This window comes from Herminiimonas aquatilis, assembly GCF_042665175.1.
Taxonomy (GTDB): domain Bacteria; phylum Pseudomonadota; class Gammaproteobacteria; order Burkholderiales; family Burkholderiaceae_D; genus Oxalicibacterium; species Oxalicibacterium aquatilis.
The window spans coordinates 587,607-606,463 of sequence record NZ_JBHTCC010000002.1 but is presented as its reverse complement, the minus strand read 5'-3'; the positions used below and the strand labels follow the sequence as shown (position 1 = coordinate 606,463).

The following is an 18,857-nucleotide window of genomic DNA, read 5'->3' as shown; positions in this document are numbered from 1 at the left end:
TTAGATGACTCAAGCGTTAGCGCGCTTGGGTCATTTTGTTTTCAGAGGTCGTGATGGCAGTGCGATACTCCTTTCAATAGTTGATAGTTGTAGTTTTACCTTAAGCCTTGGCCATTTGATGCGGCTTCGCTCAAAATGACGATTTCTTCTTGCATGCCAGCGCTATGCATGTGGCGCTGATTGTTCCTTCTCCTTTTCTTGAGAATCGGCGACCGCGCCGTCTTCGACGATACCCGCCTGTTTGATAATCCAATTTGCTACTTCTTCGGTTAGGGCAAAAATACCTCTGCGTCCTGCAATTGGGAATATGTGTACCCCAATGTCGCCCCGCTGACGCGCTCTGTGAAATGCCGCATAGGTGTTGTAACCCAACGCTCGGTAGAGAGCAGATCCCTGCAATAACGGGCCATGTTCTACGTGCATTCGAGTTTTCAGATCCTGGATTTCCGCATTGGGTGTCATCTTGATTTCCATTGATGTGCGTGCATTTTTCCAAATGATGGATATTTTTTTTGATAAATTCTAGGTTTTAACAAACGATTTATAAAAAACCTAATGGGATCAGGGAGCGGTACGAAAAAGAAGCACTGGGCTGAAAAGGCGCGGATGTGGGCGTGGTACGACGAAGTGGCACGCCGCACTGATTGGAGTGATCATCGTCTGGATAAAGAATTTGCGAGAAAACCTGGTGTGTCTCTGACTCCAGATTTGCGGGCAAGGGTATTTGGAGCGATAAAAGGGAAAAATGCGCGGCAACCGACAGGTAATAAAGACTGGCGAAGCGCATCAGAGCTAGCGGCTGCGGTAGGTGCTCACCCGTCGTTCGCAGGTACGGAAGAGCTATATCACGCTAATGTTTGGAGTTTTATTCAAGAACGATTTGTTAAAGCGGAGGATTTAGAGCGTCGAACCGATGTCCTTCTAGAGCGCTATGCGTTAGTGCGAATCGATCCGCTGACCTCAGATGATTTTAGTACCACGGTGATGAAACTCGGCCTGCCAGCCTTGTATAAGCGCTCACTTGCTTTGTCGCTTCACAATTTGCCGCATCTTGATCAATTTTCCCTACTTTGGAATTTGTATCTCGCCACAGAGCAGGCGATCGACTGGCATATTCGGAAATTTCTTGAATCGCAACTAGATCGGTGGCTCGACAATTTTTTCTTTGAGCGTTTTGCAGCGAGGGGATTTCACCTAGAGTTTTATACTGCCGCTATTGACGCAATGATGAAAGCGCGCATAGATCCTATGGCGACGACCTGCTCTGTTCAATATCTTGGTGCGCTAAGTAGTCGAATTGTACTCCCGTCGAAGTGGAGCTCTTGATTGCCATGTCGACAATTCGTAAGGCAGATATTCGCGTGCCATCGATAATTTCCTGCCCCACAGATTAAATCTGAAAGCCTTAGAATTCGATTTAAAGAGGGTATAACTAGGAGACTTGCCGAATTAAGCCAAAAGAACGTGATATGGATAGCCCAGCCGCCATGTTAGACAAACACCTTGTCTTAAGGGCGGAATTTGGTTGATTCTCTGTCATACCTGTATCGACCCAAAACGCAATAAATAGCAATACAGATGAAGCTCCTATTTGGAAAGGGCTTGGCTTTTGATCGTTTGGTATGCGCTTTCAAGCTTGAGATATAAATCTTCTGAGAAACTGGATTTTTTTGAGTCCAAGGCAGTAACAATATCCACTAAATGAACGTTGTCCTCTTTCCCATTCCATTCCTTAATATAGGTTCCTTCTTTATATCCATTTGCTTGACGAAATATATTAAGAACATTCTTAGAGGTGTATTGTGTTATAGCGATATTCCAATCCATGTCACATGCCCGAAAGCTTGCCTCAAGTAACGCGTAAGAACTACGCCGACTCACCGCCAGTCCCGCCATTAACTCTAAAAGAAATCGTATATTTTCTTCTTTGAGAGAATATGTTTTCCCATCAAATTGGATTTCATCCAATTCTGGATCGGACTGCCAGGCTATTGCCTTGGCTGCTTCTTCGATATTGCCTTGTGCATCAATAATGGATGCCGAAAGCATAAAATGCAGGATATCTATAAGTTCAATTTGAACTTGTGCTAAATCGGCAGACTGGTTCTTCCACCACTTCCAACCATAGTGTTCCAATGCTTCTGCAGCTTCAATAACCACTGCACGCAAGAATGGATATCCCGCATGTAGCCAGTCTGGATTAACGGTGGAATTCATTTTTTCCTGCAACCGCAACATACCGATTGCCTGATCTATTTTTAGTTTTTCCATACAAAGTTCCTAACGAACAGGTCAATTATTTTGGCGTCGCAATCTGTCTATTATGCGACGAAATTGAATCAATTAATTGGTTGATGGCATTGCGTGTTCCTGTGTGTTCCAACCCTTGCAGTTCTTTGCAGATGCGCGAAGCAAGGTCTGCAGCAGACACTGACTTCGGCTCAATAAGTCCACAAATATTCATGCAGTGAATAAGTACCGATGCAGGAGGTGGCACCTTGCCTGCAATATATTTGGAGAGCATGGATTGACTCTTCGTGAGTGATTTCGCAAAATTTGCCTGTGAATCACCAGAATGAAGCCATGCTGAACGCACAACATCCTTAGGTTCGATATCAATATCCATATATTCCTTGACAGCACGGGGCGTTGCGTTATTATTCCTATTAAGAATAATATTTAAATCTTAAATATGCAATGGTCAAAAGACAGCGCGCGAGGAAATCCGGATGCAGGGCAATTTGCAACACCGGATTGGATTGCCGACATTCTTTGCTCCCGACTCAGCAGCGGGCTGAAGTCGGTCGCCGATTTAGGCGTGGGTAAGGGGGCACTCTCACTAGCTTTACGTAATCGCGTGTTGGATTGTTCAATCGTTGGTATCGACAAACATTTGCTTCCAGACGGCGATCAAGAAACAATGCAGGCGCAAGGTATACATCTCATTACCAAAGACATTGGCCGCCCAAAGTTTTCCGACTGGTTTCTCAAACAATATGGCGCTGTCAGCACAGTCATTTCCAATCCGCCGTTCATCAATGTGCTCAACTCGCCATTAATTGACAGTGTGCTGGCTAAGAATTCACTTGGAAATCGCGGTGCGAAAGTTCAGCGTCTGGATCTAATCTTCTTGGCGCATGCCATGAAAATGATTACGCAACAGGGCGAAATCGCATTCATTCTTCCCCGTTCAGCATTCGCTACTGCCTCAAGCCGCACTTGGCTGCAATCGATGATTCACAATTTTGGATTGGCAGAAATAATCGCTCTTCCTTCAAATGCATATCATGAAGCAGAAGTTGAAACTGCGATATTGATCTTCCGACCAGGGATGCGCCGCGCAGGTAAAATCAACGTCACGCTATTTAGAGCGGAGGGCAAGTCGAAAATCGATCGTATTGGTAACTTCTCACCTGCTGTTCTTGTGGCAGAACTTTCTGGACTTCGTACAATTACGCCCAACTCAAAAGCAAAAACATTGCTTGGGTTAGGTACATCCGTTGCGCGTGGAAGATACTCGTCCAACTCTTTGGCATCTAACGGAATTCCACATTTTCACACTACATCTTTTCAGGCCTATCCATCTTCGCAGATCCGTTTTGACGATACTGCCGCAGCTGATGACACACATGGCGCAGCTCAAGAGGGGGATATTTTGATTGCCCGTGTTGGGACTCGATGCCTTGGTCGTGCTGCCTTCGTCTTGGGTGGAAAGCAGCAAATTTCTGACTGCGTGTATCGCATAACTGCACCAGCAGTAAATCGTCACCAAATTTGGGAGTTTCTATCATCTGAAGAAGGCCGCACGTGGCAACGATCACTGGCGCGTGGCGCATGCGCGAAATTTATAACGCAACAAGATCTATTAGCAGCACCACTACCTCGCTCGATTACGATGAGTTAGCATGCCCTATCAAATGGACTGTATCCCTTTGATTTTTACGAAATGGCATCTAGCAACCTTTTCTGATCTTTTGTCTGTACGAATAGGGTGATCATAGAAAAGACCAGTGCTGGCGGTATTGCCCTTGGTTTCTAGCAGGAACAAAGCTGCTGCAACTGTCTGAGGTTTTGTACCTAACGGAGATACCCAAAATACGCTGGATTCGTCTCCCAGCACAGAATACAAATCCCACAGCAAATGATAACTTTCGCGAATACTACTTGCTGAACAATATTTGATAGAGTTTCCCCCCAAACTCATGCGCTTGAAAATCTGCGCATGATTTGCGAGAACGTTTGTCTCCCATCCGGGCGAAAAAGCTGGTACGCCGATAATAAAAAATCGGACGTATTTGTCCTTGTTGCATTCACCTCGCTGCTCAAAAGCCTGTAGCAATCGAGAGGACTCATAGCCCAAGAAGAAAGCGTGATGTGCTCTCTGATCATCACGAAATTCTTGAGCAAATCCCTGAAGACTAACGAATTTGTTGTTATCCGTGAGCTCAAACTCACGCGGACTCAAGATGCCGTCGATAATCGGCTTAGACCTTTTGTAATCCTTTGGTTCGACATAGAAAAACTCCACTTCATCAATTTTTGCATCCTTGATCGCCTGTAAGGCTCTCACTATCTCTGCCATACCTAATGTCGTTGCTTCAAATCGTACTCGCGTCACACCTTTAAGTTGTGTTGCAAGCTTTGTGACGTTGGTCTCTTGGTCATCAACGAATAGTTTTTGATCTTGGAACCCAAGCTTAATGACCTTTTTTGCAATATTGAAAAAAGTCTTCAATGCATCGGCGCCACGGTCGTCCACCACTTTCCCTACGAATAAGATATCGCAGGTAGGAGTGTTTTTCGAGTCCAATGGACCTTCGAAAACTTGAGAAGAAAATGTTAGTTTAGACGCAGCCATATTGATCAAAAATCCAGGGGCAACGTTGGGTTGTCGATTTTTTCTCTGGCGATTCTCCGTACAATTGCATCCTTTTGTTTTACTTCGTCCTCAAGCAACCCTAATAAATCCGGCGCTGCTATTTGGATACTCTTTTTCTTACGATAAGAGATTTGAAAATAGCCGGAAAAAATTGGATTCAATATGTATTGAAGAGTCGAAACGCCAACATTCTTTTTCTTTGTTTCAGGATCTTCATAGAGAACCGACCATTTAACGGCTTCACTCAGATACTCGATCAATTTTTCAGTAAGATCACCCTCACTAATGCTGAAGTGATTGATTTCAGTCTCGCTCTGAGCAACGTGCCGTTGCTTTTCTTTGAAAATTGCTCCCAGTGACAAAGTTAATCCATGCAAGCGATTCCCATGAATGCCTGAGCTGCGTACCCCATTCAAAAATTCTGAACTCGCAGCGCGCACCGCCTCTGCTTGATCAGGAGCACTTAAGACGGGGATCTCTGACCCGTTGGCTTTCGCCCTTAGGAATGACTGATGCAAAAGTTCAAGAAAATGGCGAACGTTGCCACGTGACATGAGTACAAACGCATCAAATCCTGCAAAAAAGGGACATGGCCGATTCACCTTCGAGTACAGTTGAAGAATCACACCGACTAAATTATTTTTAATCCATTCAGCCGATTCAAAACGATTTGTCTTGCGCTCACAGTAGTTCTGTAACTCTTTGAGAAGTTCATCTGGCGTAACACTTTTGCGATTTAAAATGGCGCCACTGACAAGAGATACCTCAGGGGCATCTGCGGATATAAAGGCCGCAGCAGGTAGCGCACTTTTCCAAGCATTCAAACCTTGTCTGATATTTTGGGAGAGATGCTCGCGCAATGACGCATCAGCCATTACTTCCTGCGCGAGTTCACGCTCTCTTAATCTAGGAAATACGGTATTTGCCGCATTTAATAAACTTTTTCGATACTCAACATCATTCAATCTAACTACTACTTCTGCTGGATCTCTAAGTTGACCGATGCTAATAGGCATGGTCGATAGCAACTCTGGTGCCGTCTCCGCCAATCTGAAGAACAATAACTCTGCTGCGAATAAATCGAAGTTGCTAGAAAGGTGATCTTCAATGTCTATGAGTCGAAGATCGCCGATATCCTGGATCGATTCAGGACCTCTTGTACCAGGATTTGTCATTCCATTCCGCTTGATAGCGACATTAAAAATTAGTGGTGACTGACCATGTTTGATCAGTTCATTGATAATTTTTTGTTGGTAGGGAATGAGATTTTCATACTCATCGATGAAGGTTGCAATAACGCTATCTTTTAAATAATCCAGCGTCGATTGCAGTACATCAATGACGTCTTTAATAAATTCTTTTCCAGGTAAAAATATCGGCCGAGTATAGGAATCTAAATTGTTAATCCATGCAGTTAATTTGCTTCGTTCAAGAATCAGCGATGCTTTTAGCTCTGAAAAAGTTGTTCCTAGGTGCGGATATACTTTGGCTATAGCACTGAAATTCAGTGCTTGCAGGTTGCCAAATTGTTTCTGTCTAACTTCCGTACAGTTAATTGAGTAGACAGCGTCAATCAGTTCCAAACTGAGACTGCATGCTAGCCAGTGACTAAACGCACGCTGCCAAATTTCCTCTTGAACTCCGCCCCCGTTCATTGCTGCGAGATAATTTGTATCTGCGCGCAGGTATAACCCTACATATTTGACATCCTCGAGCGATAAATCCAATCGACGTGGCGAGAACTGACTAGTGTGGGATAGATAGCGTAGCAACATTGTCTTGCCGCAACCTCTGCCGCCTTGGAAGACTAGAGACTTTCGCTGTTCCTTTATTGGTAAGTCATTAAAGTAAAGAGGAATGACGAATTCTTCCCAAATATCCTTGGGTTGTTCTTCCGCCCGATTTTGCGCATAAGCGAGCCTAATATCTTTCATGAATTATCTTTCTAACAGGCTGCACCAGCCTTCACGATCAAACCAAAGTATGGGGAGGCTATTATTTGGTGTGCTATGCGAAAAGCCAAAGCACAGGGCAAGTTCACCGACACCAGTTGCGGGTATTATTTTCCCGGGGACGAAGCCGGTTAGCGGCAACATTTTTTTGATATAAAAATCTTCCGCGTCCGAGGCTTTAATCTGTCCATCGGATAGGAAATCCCATGTCTTTTGAGAGAAGAAATGATGATCTTCCGTCAGCTTTTCAGCAGAAATAACAGTTAATTCAGGCCAAAATTTGGATAAATGTTCAATACCTTTTTCGTGAGCAACGACGGGGGCGTAAATCACTTTTGCCTTACCTGCCATTTCGCGAACCTGCTGTTTTTTGCAGAAGCCCTCAGCTTGCTTTCCCGACCCGAGAAAGTCGTCCACCAAGATAATAACTTTGGCTCCAGCTTCCACCGCCGCGCCGATTTGCGACGGCCATATCATCCATCTGTCAGCGATCCCCAATTGCTTTTTAATTCTTCTGATTACGAGAGGGCCAGATTTGGAAGGGGGATCAGAATCACATATTACTGGAACCAGTCGGACGCCTGGATCTTTGAATTTATCGCGCAGAAGTTTGATTAAATCGACATCGTCATTAATTCGTAGATGCGATTGCACTGCAAGACTACAAGGTCCGCCAAAGAGCGAAGTAATACATGCCGAAAATTGCGTCGGTGACCGATAGACCAGTGAGTCGAGCAAACATGCTGCAAAGTATCGCTCATCGATTGTGGTGAATCCGCTGAACCATCCGACCATACGCTCTAATGGAATATCCCATAGCCCAGCGTCGATTAAATCGCGCACGCGATTGGACACACGTTCAATATAATCTTCTGCACCATTTGGAGCTTTAAAAGCCAATCAAACACTCCCCCCTAGACGCTTGCTAGTTTTTTAATTTATTTGAGGGCATCTTTTGCCCACTCTTGTTTGATTTTTATTCCAAGGGTGCAGCTTTAAAGCGCTGTTGACCATCCCATGTCTATGGGAACTCTTGTTAATAATTGTTAAACGATTCGACTAAATTTAGGGCGACTTAATTATCAATGCCAAAGTGATGCATGACTGCCGATGCATTTTAATCTTTTGTCTGATCGAGTGTCGTCGACAGGCACGGAAGGTTAAATATTTACTGCCACCCAGTAGGTTCTGCATGAAACGGGGGCTTTTATGCGCATGTGCATCAGAGGCAAAGCAGATAAATTGATGTGCACCTTCTTCAAAGTCTGAGGGCGTGTGCATGTATTAGCGTCTCAATCTATGCGTTCGTTGCGATTTGATGAGGTAATGACGCGGTCAAAGCTTGGGCAGGACAGAGCAAAAGTAACACTTGTTTTGTAACCACGCCTAAGCAAACTTCTAAACTAATGCAGCAGTAGTTTTCCAAGGGGCAGACTTATGTCCTTAAAAAGTCGGGGTTATGCCCATGCAAAGTCAGGGTTATGCCAAATCCCACACTATTTTCAATACAGTGAAATCCATTTTTACTGCATAAACACATGTGTTTATCTGATGTGCCACTTTCACTATCAATCATAAGTGCTTAATTCTTAGAGCTATTTAACAAATGTGTTGCGTCAATGTAATGCGCTAAGTCATTGACTTCATTGAAAAAATTACTGTTTTTACCCCTGAATTTCGCTTGACCGGTATTGGTGCATCCTCTAAAGTGGGCGACAGTGTGAAAAAGTGTTTATTTGTGGGTAATTTCAACTGCAAATAATGTGCACATCACCATGCAATGCATACTAAAAAAGGAATTCAGGGTGTTTCAAGGCGCGTCCTCTCTCAATCTCGATGCTAAAGGCCGGATGACTATTCCAGCCCGGCATCGCGACGCATTGCTTTTGCAATGCGAGGGCCGCATCACCCTGACCAAACATCCTGACGGTTGTTTGCTTCTCTTTCCGCGTCCCGTCTGGGAAATGCGCCGCGAAGAGATTGCCAAATGGCCGATTTCCGCGCGCTCCTGGCAGCGCATCTTTCTTGGCAATGCTTCCGATGTCGATTTCGACAGCGCCGGTCGTATCCTGATCGCCCCTGAGTTGCGTGCAGCCGTGGGTTTGACGCGCGACGTCATGGTGATGGGTATGGGTAGCCATTTCGAAATCTGGGATGCGGCCAAGCTGGGTGAGAGCGAGTCGAATGCGATCGCTGCGGGCATGCCCGATGTATTAAACGATTTTTCTTTCTGACGCCGTGATGAATGTAGAAGCGGTGCAGCAATACCAGCACCGGACCGTGCTGCTGGATGAGGCGGTCGGCGCGTTGGCGCTGGAAGGTGATCGCGCGAATGGCATTTACATCGACGGTACGTTCGGGCGTGGTGGTCATAGCCGGCTGATACTGCAGCACCTTGGCGTGGGCGGCCGCTTGCTGGCGTTCGACAAGGACACGCAGGCGATTGCAAATGCAGCCACGATAGCCGATGCGCGCTTTGAGATTGTGCACGACAGTTTTGCGACTTTGGGCGAGGCGCTGGCAACGCGCGGTATCAAGCAGGTGAATGGGGTGTTGCTGGACTTGGGAATATCGTCACCGCAGGTTGACGATGCTACGCGAGGCTTCAGCTTTCGCGCGGATGGGCCGCTGGACATGCGCATGGATACCACGCGCGGCATGTCGGCAGCGGAATGGCTGGCAACGGAAACCGAACAAAAAATCGAGAAAGTGATACGCGAATATGGGGAAGAACGGTTTGCTTTTCAGATTGCAAAGGCGATTGCTGCTCGCAGGGCAGTCGAACCAATTTCAAGCACACGACAGCTTGCCGCGATCGTGGCAAACGCCGTCAAAACCCGCGAGAAGGGCAAGGACCCGGCCACTCGCACCTTTCAGGCTATCCGGATTTTCATCAATCAAGAGCTTGAAGAACTCGAGATAGTTTTAAACGAAGCGTATCGACACTTGGCCCCGCACGGGAGAATGGTTGTGATCAGCTTTCATTCGCTGGAAGACCGCATCGTCAAGCAGTTCATGGCAGGCAAAGCCAATGTGCCGCAGCCTGACCGTCGCCTGCCGATTCGTGCGGTTGATCTGCCGCAACCAGAGATGAAGTTGATCGCGCGTATCAAACCTTCAGCAGAAGAGGTCAGTGCCAATCCCCGTTCCCGTTCTGCCGTCATGCGCGTTGCCGAGCGCTTGCCAACTCCCGGAGTTGCGCAATGAGCGGCCGCATCAGCTTTCTGATCACCTGCATCCTGGTTGTTTGTGCCTTGTCGGTCGTGAACGCGCATTATCAATTCCGCCGTTTATTCATTGAGCTTGAGCGCGCCCAGGCGCAAGCACGCCAACTTGATATCGAGTGGGCGCAGTTGCAACTCGATCAATCGACGCTCGGTAAACATTCCCGTATCGAACTCAGTGCGCGCCGCGATTTGCGCATGGTGTCGGTATCTCCCGCCAGTACGCAGTACTTGACGACGGGGGAAAAATGACACGCGGTACGTCACGTAACTCTCGCACCGCCGCCGGCAAGGGCGTGCCTTTTGTTGCCAGCCCGGTGCTGGCAACAAAGCTGCCTGCGTGGCGTTCGCGTGTCGTGTTGTTCCTGATTTTCGCTGCATTTTTGACGCTGGCGGGCCGTGCATTGTGGTTGCAAGGGATGTCTACCGACTTCCTGCAAAAGCAGGGTGCTTCGCGTTACGCGCGCACGCTTGAATTGCCGGCGACACGTGGCAAGATTACCGACCGTAATGGCCAGGTGTTGGCATCATCGATTCCGGTGCGCGCAGTGTGGGCGATTCCCGATGACGTGTTGCAGTCGCCAAAAGACAAGCTTCAGGCGCTGGCCAAACTGCTGGACATGAGCGAGCGCGACTTGCGTCGCAAGCTGGATTCGGATCGCAGTTTTGTATATCTGAAGCGGCAAGTCGAGCTCGATACTGTCGACAAGATCTTGAAACTCGGCATCGCCGGCATCGATACACGCAAGGAATACAAACGCTACTACCCGGAAGGTGAAGTGATGGCGCATGTCGTCGGCTTTACCAATGTCGAAGACAAGGGGCAGGAAGGGATGGAACTGGCATTCCAGAAAACGCTGGTCGGTGTCACCGGCAATCGTCGCGTCATCAAGGATAGACTTGGCCGCATCGTCGAGGATATCGAGTCGGTGCGCGAGCCGCACGACGGCAAAGATCTGACCTTGTCCATCGACAGCAAGATTCAGTACATCGCCTTCTCGGCATTGAAAGACGCAGTTGAATTGCATAAGGCAAAGGCTGGCGGGATCGTCGTGCTCGATGCCAAAACCGGTGAAGTGCTGGCCCTGGCGAACCTGCCTACCTATAACCCGAACAATCGCTCGGTGCTGACTGGTGCGCAATTGCGTAATCGCGTGATGACAGACACGTTTGAGCCGGGTTCGACGCTCAAACCTTTTACGATTGCACTGGCGCTGGAAAATAAATACATCACGCCGGGCACGATGATTCAAACCGCACCCGGCAAGTTGAAGATCGGTACCGCCACGATTGGGGATGCACATGCATCTGGTTTGCTGTCGGTGGCGCAAGTCATAGAAAAATCTTCCAACGTCGGCACCGCAAAAATTGCGCTGCAGATGGAGCCGCATGAAATGTGGGACATGTTTACCTCAGTCGGTTTCGGCCAGCAACCCAAGGTCGGATTTCCGGGGGCGGTCGCCGGTCGCGTACGTCCATACAAATCATGGCGTCCGATCGAGCAGGCAACCATGAGTTACGGTCATGGCATCTCCGTCTCCTTGTTGCAGATCGCACATGCATACATGATCTTTGCGCGCGATGGAGAAATCATTCCAGTGACGTTCCAGCGCTCCACCGACCAACCGATCGCTCAACGCGTGATCAGTGAAAAAACCGCGCGCGCAACGCGCGGCATGCTGGAAATGGCAGCCGGCCCAACAGGGACTGCGCCGCAAGCACAAGTACCAGGTTATCGCGTCGCTGGCAAAACCGGCACTGCATACAAGATTGAAAAAGGCCAGTACGTTAAAAAATACGTATCGTCGTTTGTCGGCTTTGCGCCGGTTTCCGATCCTCGCATCATCGTTGCGGTGATGATCGATGAACCATCGGCGGGCAAGCATTACGGCGGTCAGGTTGCGGCGCCGATTTTCTCTACCGTGACTGCCAATGCGCTGCGCTCTATGAACGTTGCTCCGGATTCAAGTATTACTAACATCATCATTCCGGCAGACGCCGCCGTGGAGAACATGTGATGTCCTCCCTACTCAATATTCAGGAAGTTCTCGACTGGCTGCAAGCGACTGTGCCGTCAGCAGAGTTGACGTCTGATTCGCGCAGCGTGCGTGCCGGCGATGTGTTCGTTGCCTACCCTGGAGATGAAGCAGATGGCCGCGCCTTCATTCTGGATGCAATTGAACGCGGTGCAGGCGCAGTTGTTTATGAAGCTGCTGATTGCGCATGGCGGCCAGAATGGGATGTGCCACATCTGGCGATCGACAATCTGAAGGTACACGCTGGCGATATCGCTGCACATTTTTATGGTCATCCAGATACGGCGATGTCGACCATCGCCGTGACGGGTACCAACGGCAAGACTTCATGCTCGCAATGGCTGGGACATGCGCTGTCTCGGTTGGGTGAGCCAACTGCCGTTGTCGGCACGCTGGGCGTCGGGGTATTCCGTAACGGCGCTGCTGGCAATTTGAAGGCGACCGGCTACACCACGCCGGACGCAGTGCTGCTGCAACGCACGCTGGCGGAGATGTGCAAGCTTGGTGCGACGACGCTGGCGATTGAAGCTTCCTCTATTGGTTTGCATCAAGGCCGTTTGTCCGGCATGCATTTCGACATCGCGCTGTTCACTAATTTCACACGTGATCATCTCGATTATCACGGTGATATGACGGCGTATGAAGATGCCAAGAATATCCTGTTCGACTGGCCGGGTTTGAAGCACGCGATCATCAATCTGGATGATGCAATGGGCTTGCGCCTGGTCGCGCGCATCAAGCGCAACAACCCTGACACCCTCATCACCGGTTATACGCTCACCAGTAATGAGTTTGCCGGTCTGGATGTTTTGCGCGCGACAGAAATTCACAGTACTCAAAACGGCACCTCGTTCCAGTTTGCTTGTCGCTTAGGCAGCACGCATGTCAAAACCCAGCTCGTCGGTCAGTTCAACATCAGCAATGTATTAGCTGTAATTGGCGCGATGCTGGCAAAAGGGATCGATTGGGGTAAGGCACTTGCAGCAGTAGAAATGCTGACCGCTGTGCCTGGACGCATGCAGCAACTGGGCGGCGGTGAAGCGCCATTGCTCGTCATCGATTATGCGCATACGCCAGACGCACTGGAAAAAGCTCTTTCCTCGTTACGCGATGTTGCAAGCGAGCGCGGCGGCGAATTGTGGTGCGTGTTCGGTTGCGGCGGTGATCGCGATGCCGGCAAGCGCCCGCAAATGGGCAAGGTCGCAACGCTTGCAGATCACATCATCGTGACCAGCGACAATCCGCGTCATGAAGAACCGGCCGACATCATCGCGCAGATCGTGGCCGGCATAGGCGCGACCAAGAACGCACCGCATATCATCGAAGACCGCGCCACCGCGATTTTGTGGGCTGGCAAACATGCGGCAAAACAGGACGTTATTTTATTGGCTGGCAAAGGGCATGAAGCGTACCAAGAGGTGAAGGGCAAGAAGCAAGCCTTCCTCGACGCCGACCATGCCGCGCTGGCTTTGTCCTCACGTGCAATGCAGGGGATGAGCTGATGAAATCGACATTGGCCAATATGCAAAAGGCAGTCGCAGATTCGACGATGACGATGGATGCATCGTTCGACGGCGTTTCCACCGATAGTCGCAACGTGGGAGCGGGTAATCTGTTCGTCGCCTTGCGCGGTGAGCGCTTTGATGCGCACGAATTTCTGCATCAGGTCGCAACACGCAAGGTCGCAGCAGTTGTCGTGGAAAAAATGCCGGCTGATTTGAATGTGCCTGCATTGGTGGTGCCGGATACACGCATCGCGCTGGGACAAATCGCACAATACTGGCGTCAGCAATTCGCGCTTCCTTTGATCGGTGTCACCGGCAGCAACGGTAAAACCACGGTCAAGGAAATGATTGCCTCTATCCTTGAAACTGCCTGCGGTACCGACCAATATCTGGCGACGCGCGGCAACTTCAATAATGATATCGGCGTGCCGTTGACCTTGCTGCGTTTGAATGCGGCTTGCAAGGCGGCTGTTATTGAGCTGGGCATGAATCATCCCGGCGAGATCGCTGTCTTGTCGGCGATTGCACAGCCGACTGTCGGTCTGGTCAACAATGCACAGCGTGAACACCAGGAATTCATGGCAAGCGTGGAGGCAGTCGCGCGTGAAAATGGCGCAGTGTTCGCACATTTGCCAGCGGACGGCATTGCGATTTTTCCGGCGGACGACACTTACACTAATCTGTGGCGCGAATATGCGGGTCAACGCAAGACATTGACCTTTGGCTTGTCGGATGACGCAGATGTACGTTGCACATATACGGCCAGCGATTTCGGCAGCCAGCTGTCAGTCACCAGCGGTCGCCAGGCATTTTCCATCAATCTTGCTGCGGCCGGCGTGCACAATGTACGCAATGCATTGGCAGCCATTGCGTGCACCTTGGCAATCGGCATTGCGCAAGATGCAATTGTGCGTGGCTTGCAAGCATTCGCGCCCGTCAATGGACGCCTGCAACGCAAGATCGCGACCAATGGCGCATTGGTCATCGACGATACCTATAACGCTAATCCGGATTCGGTACGGGCGGCGATTGATGTGCTGGCTCAGGCTGCAGCGCCACGCATTCTGGTCCTCGGTGACATGGGTGAAGTCGGTAATGACGGTCGTCAATACCATGAAGAAATCGGCGCGTATGCGCAGGAAAACGGCATAGAACACGTGCTCACATTGGGCGATCTGGCGCGTTATACCGCCAGCGCCTTCGGTGCGGGTGCGCAACATTACGAAAATCTGGAAGCCCTGAATCATGCGCTCGCTGCAATTTTCAATGCGCATGCAACCGTTTTGGTCAAGGGATCGCGATTCATGAAAATGGAACGCGTGGTACAGCATTTAATCGGTCAACAAATTCAGGAAGCTCACTAATATGCTGCTCTGGCTGGCACAATTTTTTCAAGACGACATCGGCCCCATGCGCGTCTTTAATTTCATCACGTTTCGCGCAGTGTTCGCGACATTGACGGCGCTTGCGATCGGGCTGATCTTCGGACCCGCAGTGATCCGCATGCTGACACGCCTGAAAGTCGGACAAGCAGTACGCACCGATGGTCCGCAAACACATTTGATCAAAAGCGGCACGCCCACCATGGGCGGCGCGCTGATCTTGCTGTCGATCGGAATTTCCACCCTGTTGTGGACAGACCTGAGCAATCGTTTCGTCTGGGTCGTGTTGATCGTGACATTGGGGTTTGGCGCAGTCGGCTGGGTGGATGATTACCGCAAGGTGGTCCACAAAGATCCTAAAGGCATGGCTTCGCGTGAAAAATACATGTGGCAGTCGATCATCGGTTTGTTCGCTGCGGTCTATCTGGCGTTCTCGGTTTCCGCACCTAGCAACTCGCAATTCCTCGATCTGTTTCTCGCCTGGGTGCAATCCGGTTTCAGCATGGATTTGCCGCCCAAAGCCGATTTGATCGTGCCCTTCTTCAAAACCGTCAGCTATCCGCTGGGTGTGTGGGGCTTTATCGCGCTGACTTATTTTGTGATCGTCGGCACCAGCAACGCGGTGAATCTGACCGATGGTCTTGACGGCTTGGCGATCATGCCAACCGTGATGGTCGGCACTGCACTTGGTTTGTTTGCTTATCTGACAGGTAGCGTCACTTACGCAAAATATCTGTTTATTCCACACATTCCTGGTGCTGGCGAATTGATTATTTTCTGCGGCGCGATGGCGGGTGCAGGTTTGGCTTTTCTCTGGTTTAACGCTCATCCGGCGCAAGTGTTCATGGGCGATGTCGGCGCGCTGGCGCTGGGCGGTGCACTCGGCACTATCGCAGTCATCGTGCGTCAGGAAATCGTGCTCTTTATCATGGGCGGCGTGTTCGTGGTTGAAACCCTTTCCGTGATGATCCAGGTCGCTTATTTCAAATACACCAAGATGCGCACAGGTACCGGTAAACGGGTGTTGCTGATGGCACCTTTGCATCATCACTTTGAACAAAAAGGCTGGAAAGAAACGCAAGTCGTTGTGCGCTTCTGGATCATCACGATGATGCTGGTCTTGTTTGGTTTGTCCACTTTGAAGTTACGTTAAGCGGATTAGAGAAGCATATAAAAATGAATTACGCAGGCAAACATGTTCTGGTTTTAGGCCTTGGTGAATCCGGGCTGGCGATGGCGCAGTGGCTAGTCCGCTGCGGCGCATCGTTGCGCGTGGCGGATACGCGCGAACAACCGGACCGTTTGCCGCAGTTGCGCGCAATCGCCGCTGATGTTGAATTTGTCGGTGGCGTCTTCAGTGCCGCCTTGCTCGAAGGTATCGATTTCGTGGCAGTCAGCCCTGGCTTGATGCCGAAGCGTGAACTGGCTGCGATCATCCCGGCCGCGCAGGAAAAAGAAATTCCGGTCTGGGGCGAAATTGAGTTGTTCGCGCAGGCACTGGCAGCATTGAAAGAAGACAAGGGATACGCGCCGAAAGTCATCGCGATCACCGGCACTAACGGCAAGACCACAGTCACTAGTCTGGTCGGCCTGTTGTGCCAGCGCGCAGGACTGACCGTGCAAGTGGCGGGCAACATCAGCCCGGCCGCGCTCGATTGCCTGTACAAAGCCGTTGCCGCAGATACATTGCCGCAAGTATGGGTATTGGAATTGTCGAGCTTCCAGTTGCACACGACCTACAGCTTGCAGGCAGATGTCGCTACCGTGCTGAACCTGACGCAAGACCATTTGGACTGGCACGGCGATATGGCGGGCTATGCCAATGCGAAGGCGCGCATATTCGGCAGCAACACGATACGCGTATTGAATCGCGACGATGCCCTGGTCATGAAAATGGCAGATGCCTCCGCGCCTGTCATTACCTTTGGCGCCGATGAAGCAGAGCAGGCAGATTGCTTTGGTCTGGTCGATGAAAACGGCATGCGCTGGTTGGCCGTGGCCGTGGCGGAAGAAGAGTTACCGCAAAAACGACGCAAGAAAGACAATGTCGAGTTGCAAATTTCGACTAAAAAACTGATGCCGGTCGATGCACTGAAGATACGCGGTCAGCACAACGCGATCAATGCCTTGTCGGCTCTGGCGCTTTGTCGGGCGATCGACTTGCCATTCGCGCAGTTGCTGCACGGCTTGCGCGAATATCATGGCGAACCGCATCGCGTGGAACATGTGATGACCATCAGTGGCGTGGAGTATTACGACGATAGCAAAGGCACCAATGTCGGTGCGACCGTCGCCGCATTGAATGGTTTGGGCGTGAGTCAGGATGGTGCTTCCAAACATCTGGTTCTGATCGCCGGCGGTGATGGTAAAGGACAGGATTTCTCACCTCTGGCGGACCCTGTTGCCAAATACGCGCGCGCAGTGTTGTTGATCGGCAAGGACGCTGAGGCGATACGCGCTGCAGTGCAGGCGACGGGTGTCGAATTAATTGATTGCACGACACTGGAAGAAGCGACTGAAAAAGCGTCGGCTATCGCACAGAGCGGCGACGCCGTCTTGTTGTCACCCGCGTGTGCCAGCCTCGATATGTTCAAGAACTACGCACATCGTGCGGAAGTATTTGTCGATGCCGTACGTGAAATCGGTTTGTCGCGCGGCGAGGTGGCAGCATGAAATTCGCATTCCCATCATTCTCTGGCGCGCCGGTTCAAAAGGGTGTGCCGAGTCTCAACCAGCGGTCGAAGATGATGGCTTACGACCAGCCTTTGGTATGGGTCGTGCTGCTGTTGATGTTGTTTGGCATGGTGATGGTGTATTCGGCATCGATTTCGCTGCCGGACTCTCCTAAATATGCGCGTTATGACAACGCGCATTTCCTGACGCGTCAGGCAATGTTCATTAGCGTATCGATCGTCGCCGCCTTGCTGGCCTTCCGCGTGCGGATTGAAACATGGCAGCGTCTTGCTCCCTACCTGTTCGTCGCGACCCTGATTTTGCTGGTGATGGTTTTGATTCCTGGCGTGGGTAAAGGCGTGAATGGTGCGCGTCGCTGGTTGTCGTTCAAGGTATTCAATATACAGCCGTCCGAATTGATGAAATTGTTTGTCGTGCTGTATGCCGCCGATTACACGGTGCGCAAGCAGCAGGTGATGCACAAGTTGACCAAAGGTTTTATGCCGATGACGCTGGCGATCGGTTTCGTCGGCTTGCTGTTATTGCTGGAGCCGGATCTGGGCGCATTCGGCGTGATCGTTTGTATCGCGATGGGCATTCTGTTTTTGGGTGGTATCAACGGCATCTGGTTCGGCGGGATAGGCGTGACGCTGGTCAGTATTTTCAGCATGGTGATTTTGTTGTCGCCTTGGCGCCGTGAGCGAATTTTTGCGTATCTGAATCCGTGGGATGAAGAACATGCGCTGGGTAAGGCGTATCAGTTGTCGCACTCACTGATTGCATTTGGTCGCGGCGAATTATTCGGTGTCGGTCTGGGCGGCAGCGTAGAAAAATTGCATTACCTGCCGGAAGCGCATACCGATTTCTTGCTGGCAGTAATAGGTGAGGAGTTGGGATTCGTTGGCGTGTTTGTTGTCGTGGCAATGTTTTACTGGATCATCAAGCGTTCCTTTGAAATTGGTCGCCAGGCAATTGCGATGGATTTGACGTTTGCCGGCTTGACAGCAAAAGGCATCGGTATCTGGATTGCAGTACAGACGTTTATCAATATGGGCGTGAATCTCGGTTTACTGCCGACCAAGGGTTTGACCTTGCCGCTGATGAGTTATGGCGGCTCGGGCGTGTTGATCAATTGCATCGGCCTCGCGATTTTGCTGCGTATCGACTATGAAAATCGTGTGCTGATGCGCGGAGGTCGGATATGAG

General features: G+C 50.2%; 17 protein-coding genes. 11 read left to right on the top strand and 6 right to left on the bottom strand.

Annotation, left to right across the window (positions count from 1 at the left end; translation table 11 throughout):
- Positions 1 to 162 precede the first annotated feature (162 nt).
- Positions 163 to 474 carry a hypothetical protein gene (locus ACFQO0_RS12380; RefSeq protein ID WP_012080881.1) on the bottom strand — a complete coding sequence of 104 codons (312 nt, stop codon included), beginning with the start codon at positions 472 to 474 and terminating at the stop codon, positions 163 to 165.
- Positions 475 to 555: 81 nt separating this feature from the next.
- Here ACFQO0_RS12380 and ACFQO0_RS12375 point away from each other — a divergent pair, with 81 nt between their 5' ends.
- Positions 556 to 1,326 (top strand): hypothetical protein, encoded by a 771-nt coding sequence (locus ACFQO0_RS12375; RefSeq protein ID WP_012080880.1) that lies wholly within the window; start codon positions 556 to 558, stop codon positions 1,324 to 1,326.
- A 261-nt stretch (positions 1,327 to 1,587) separates the two neighbouring features.
- On the opposite strand, the gene ACFQO0_RS12370 is transcribed toward ACFQO0_RS12375, so the two are convergent.
- Both ACFQO0_RS12370 and ACFQO0_RS12365 read right to left on the bottom strand, forming a co-directional pair.
- Positions 1,588 to 2,271: a dUTP diphosphatase gene (locus tag ACFQO0_RS12370; protein WP_012080879.1), complete on the bottom strand. Its 684-nt coding sequence runs from the start codon at positions 2,269 to 2,271 to the stop codon at positions 1,588 to 1,590.
- Between the two features lie 25 nt (positions 2,272 to 2,296).
- Complete coding sequence (locus ACFQO0_RS12365) at positions 2,297 to 2,626, bottom strand: helix-turn-helix domain-containing protein (protein WP_012080878.1); 330 nt, start codon at positions 2,624 to 2,626, stop codon at positions 2,297 to 2,299.
- A gap of 66 nt (positions 2,627 to 2,692) precedes the next feature.
- Here ACFQO0_RS12365 and ACFQO0_RS12360 point away from each other — a divergent pair, with 66 nt between their 5' ends.
- The gene (locus ACFQO0_RS12360) at positions 2,693 to 3,904 is read left to right on the top strand and encodes an N-6 DNA methylase (RefSeq protein WP_012080877.1); all 1,212 of its coding nucleotides are present in this window, start codon (positions 2,693 to 2,695) and stop codon (positions 3,902 to 3,904) included.
- Between the two features lie 9 nt (positions 3,905 to 3,913).
- On the opposite strand, the gene ACFQO0_RS12355 is transcribed toward ACFQO0_RS12360, so the two are convergent.
- Genes ACFQO0_RS12355 through ACFQO0_RS12345 form a run of 3 tightly spaced genes read right to left on the bottom strand, consistent with a single transcriptional unit; the run spans position 3,914 to position 7,731 of the window.
- On the bottom strand, positions 3,914 to 4,858 hold the full coding sequence (locus ACFQO0_RS12355) for a hypothetical protein (RefSeq protein WP_012080876.1): 945 nt from the start codon (positions 4,856 to 4,858) through the stop codon (positions 3,914 to 3,916).
- A 5-nt stretch (positions 4,859 to 4,863) separates the two neighbouring features.
- A complete protein-coding gene (locus tag ACFQO0_RS12350; protein ID WP_012080875.1) occupies positions 4,864 to 6,813 on the bottom strand; it encodes an ORC-CDC6 family AAA ATPase in 1,950 nt (649 codons plus the stop codon).
- 3 nt (positions 6,814 to 6,816) lie between these two features.
- Complete coding sequence (locus tag ACFQO0_RS12345) at positions 6,817 to 7,731, bottom strand: phosphoribosyltransferase-like protein (protein ID WP_143710595.1); 915 nt, start codon at positions 7,729 to 7,731, stop codon at positions 6,817 to 6,819.
- Between the two features lie 905 nt (positions 7,732 to 8,636).
- Between ACFQO0_RS12345 and mraZ the strand changes: the two genes are divergently transcribed.
- The 9 genes from mraZ to ftsW are packed head-to-tail and all read left to right on the top strand — an operon-like array spanning position 8,637 to position 18,856.
- Positions 8,637 to 9,065: a division/cell wall cluster transcriptional repressor MraZ gene (gene mraZ / locus ACFQO0_RS12340; protein WP_382235054.1), complete on the top strand. Its 429-nt coding sequence runs from the start codon at positions 8,637 to 8,639 to the stop codon at positions 9,063 to 9,065.
- 7 nt (positions 9,066 to 9,072) lie between these two features.
- A complete protein-coding gene (gene rsmH / locus ACFQO0_RS12335) occupies positions 9,073 to 10,038 on the top strand; it encodes a 16S rRNA (cytosine(1402)-N(4))-methyltransferase RsmH (protein ID WP_382235052.1) in 966 nt (321 codons plus the stop codon).
- Complete coding sequence (ftsL, locus tag ACFQO0_RS12330; RefSeq protein WP_382235050.1) at positions 10,035 to 10,307, top strand: cell division protein FtsL; 273 nt, start codon at positions 10,035 to 10,037, stop codon at positions 10,305 to 10,307. Before rsmH ends, ftsL begins: the two co-directional genes overlap by 4 nt.
- A complete protein-coding gene (locus ACFQO0_RS12325; protein WP_382235048.1) occupies positions 10,304 to 12,073 on the top strand; it encodes a peptidoglycan D,D-transpeptidase FtsI family protein in 1,770 nt (589 codons plus the stop codon). Before ftsL ends, ACFQO0_RS12325 begins: the two co-directional genes overlap by 4 nt.
- Positions 12,073 to 13,593 (top strand): UDP-N-acetylmuramoyl-L-alanyl-D-glutamate--2,6-diaminopimelate ligase, encoded by a 1,521-nt coding sequence (locus tag ACFQO0_RS12320; RefSeq protein WP_382235046.1) that lies wholly within the window; start codon positions 12,073 to 12,075, stop codon positions 13,591 to 13,593. The genes ACFQO0_RS12325 and ACFQO0_RS12320 overlap by 1 nt, the downstream gene beginning before the upstream one ends.
- Positions 13,593 to 14,960 (top strand): UDP-N-acetylmuramoyl-tripeptide--D-alanyl-D-alanine ligase, encoded by a 1,368-nt coding sequence (locus ACFQO0_RS12315; RefSeq protein ID WP_382235044.1) that lies wholly within the window; start codon positions 13,593 to 13,595, stop codon positions 14,958 to 14,960. The genes ACFQO0_RS12320 and ACFQO0_RS12315 overlap by 1 nt, the downstream gene beginning before the upstream one ends.
- Position 14,961: 1 nt before the next feature.
- The gene (gene mraY / locus ACFQO0_RS12310; RefSeq protein WP_382235042.1) at positions 14,962 to 16,131 is read left to right on the top strand and encodes a phospho-N-acetylmuramoyl-pentapeptide-transferase; all 1,170 of its coding nucleotides are present in this window, start codon (positions 14,962 to 14,964) and stop codon (positions 16,129 to 16,131) included.
- 23 nt (positions 16,132 to 16,154) lie between these two features.
- On the top strand, positions 16,155 to 17,651 hold the full coding sequence (murD, locus tag ACFQO0_RS12305) for a UDP-N-acetylmuramoyl-L-alanine--D-glutamate ligase (RefSeq protein WP_382235040.1): 1,497 nt from the start codon (positions 16,155 to 16,157) through the stop codon (positions 17,649 to 17,651).
- Complete coding sequence (gene ftsW, locus ACFQO0_RS12300) at positions 17,648 to 18,856, top strand: putative lipid II flippase FtsW (protein ID WP_382235038.1); 1,209 nt, start codon at positions 17,648 to 17,650, stop codon at positions 18,854 to 18,856. Before murD ends, ftsW begins: the two co-directional genes overlap by 4 nt.
- The last annotated feature ends 1 nt before the right edge of the window (position 18,857 follow it).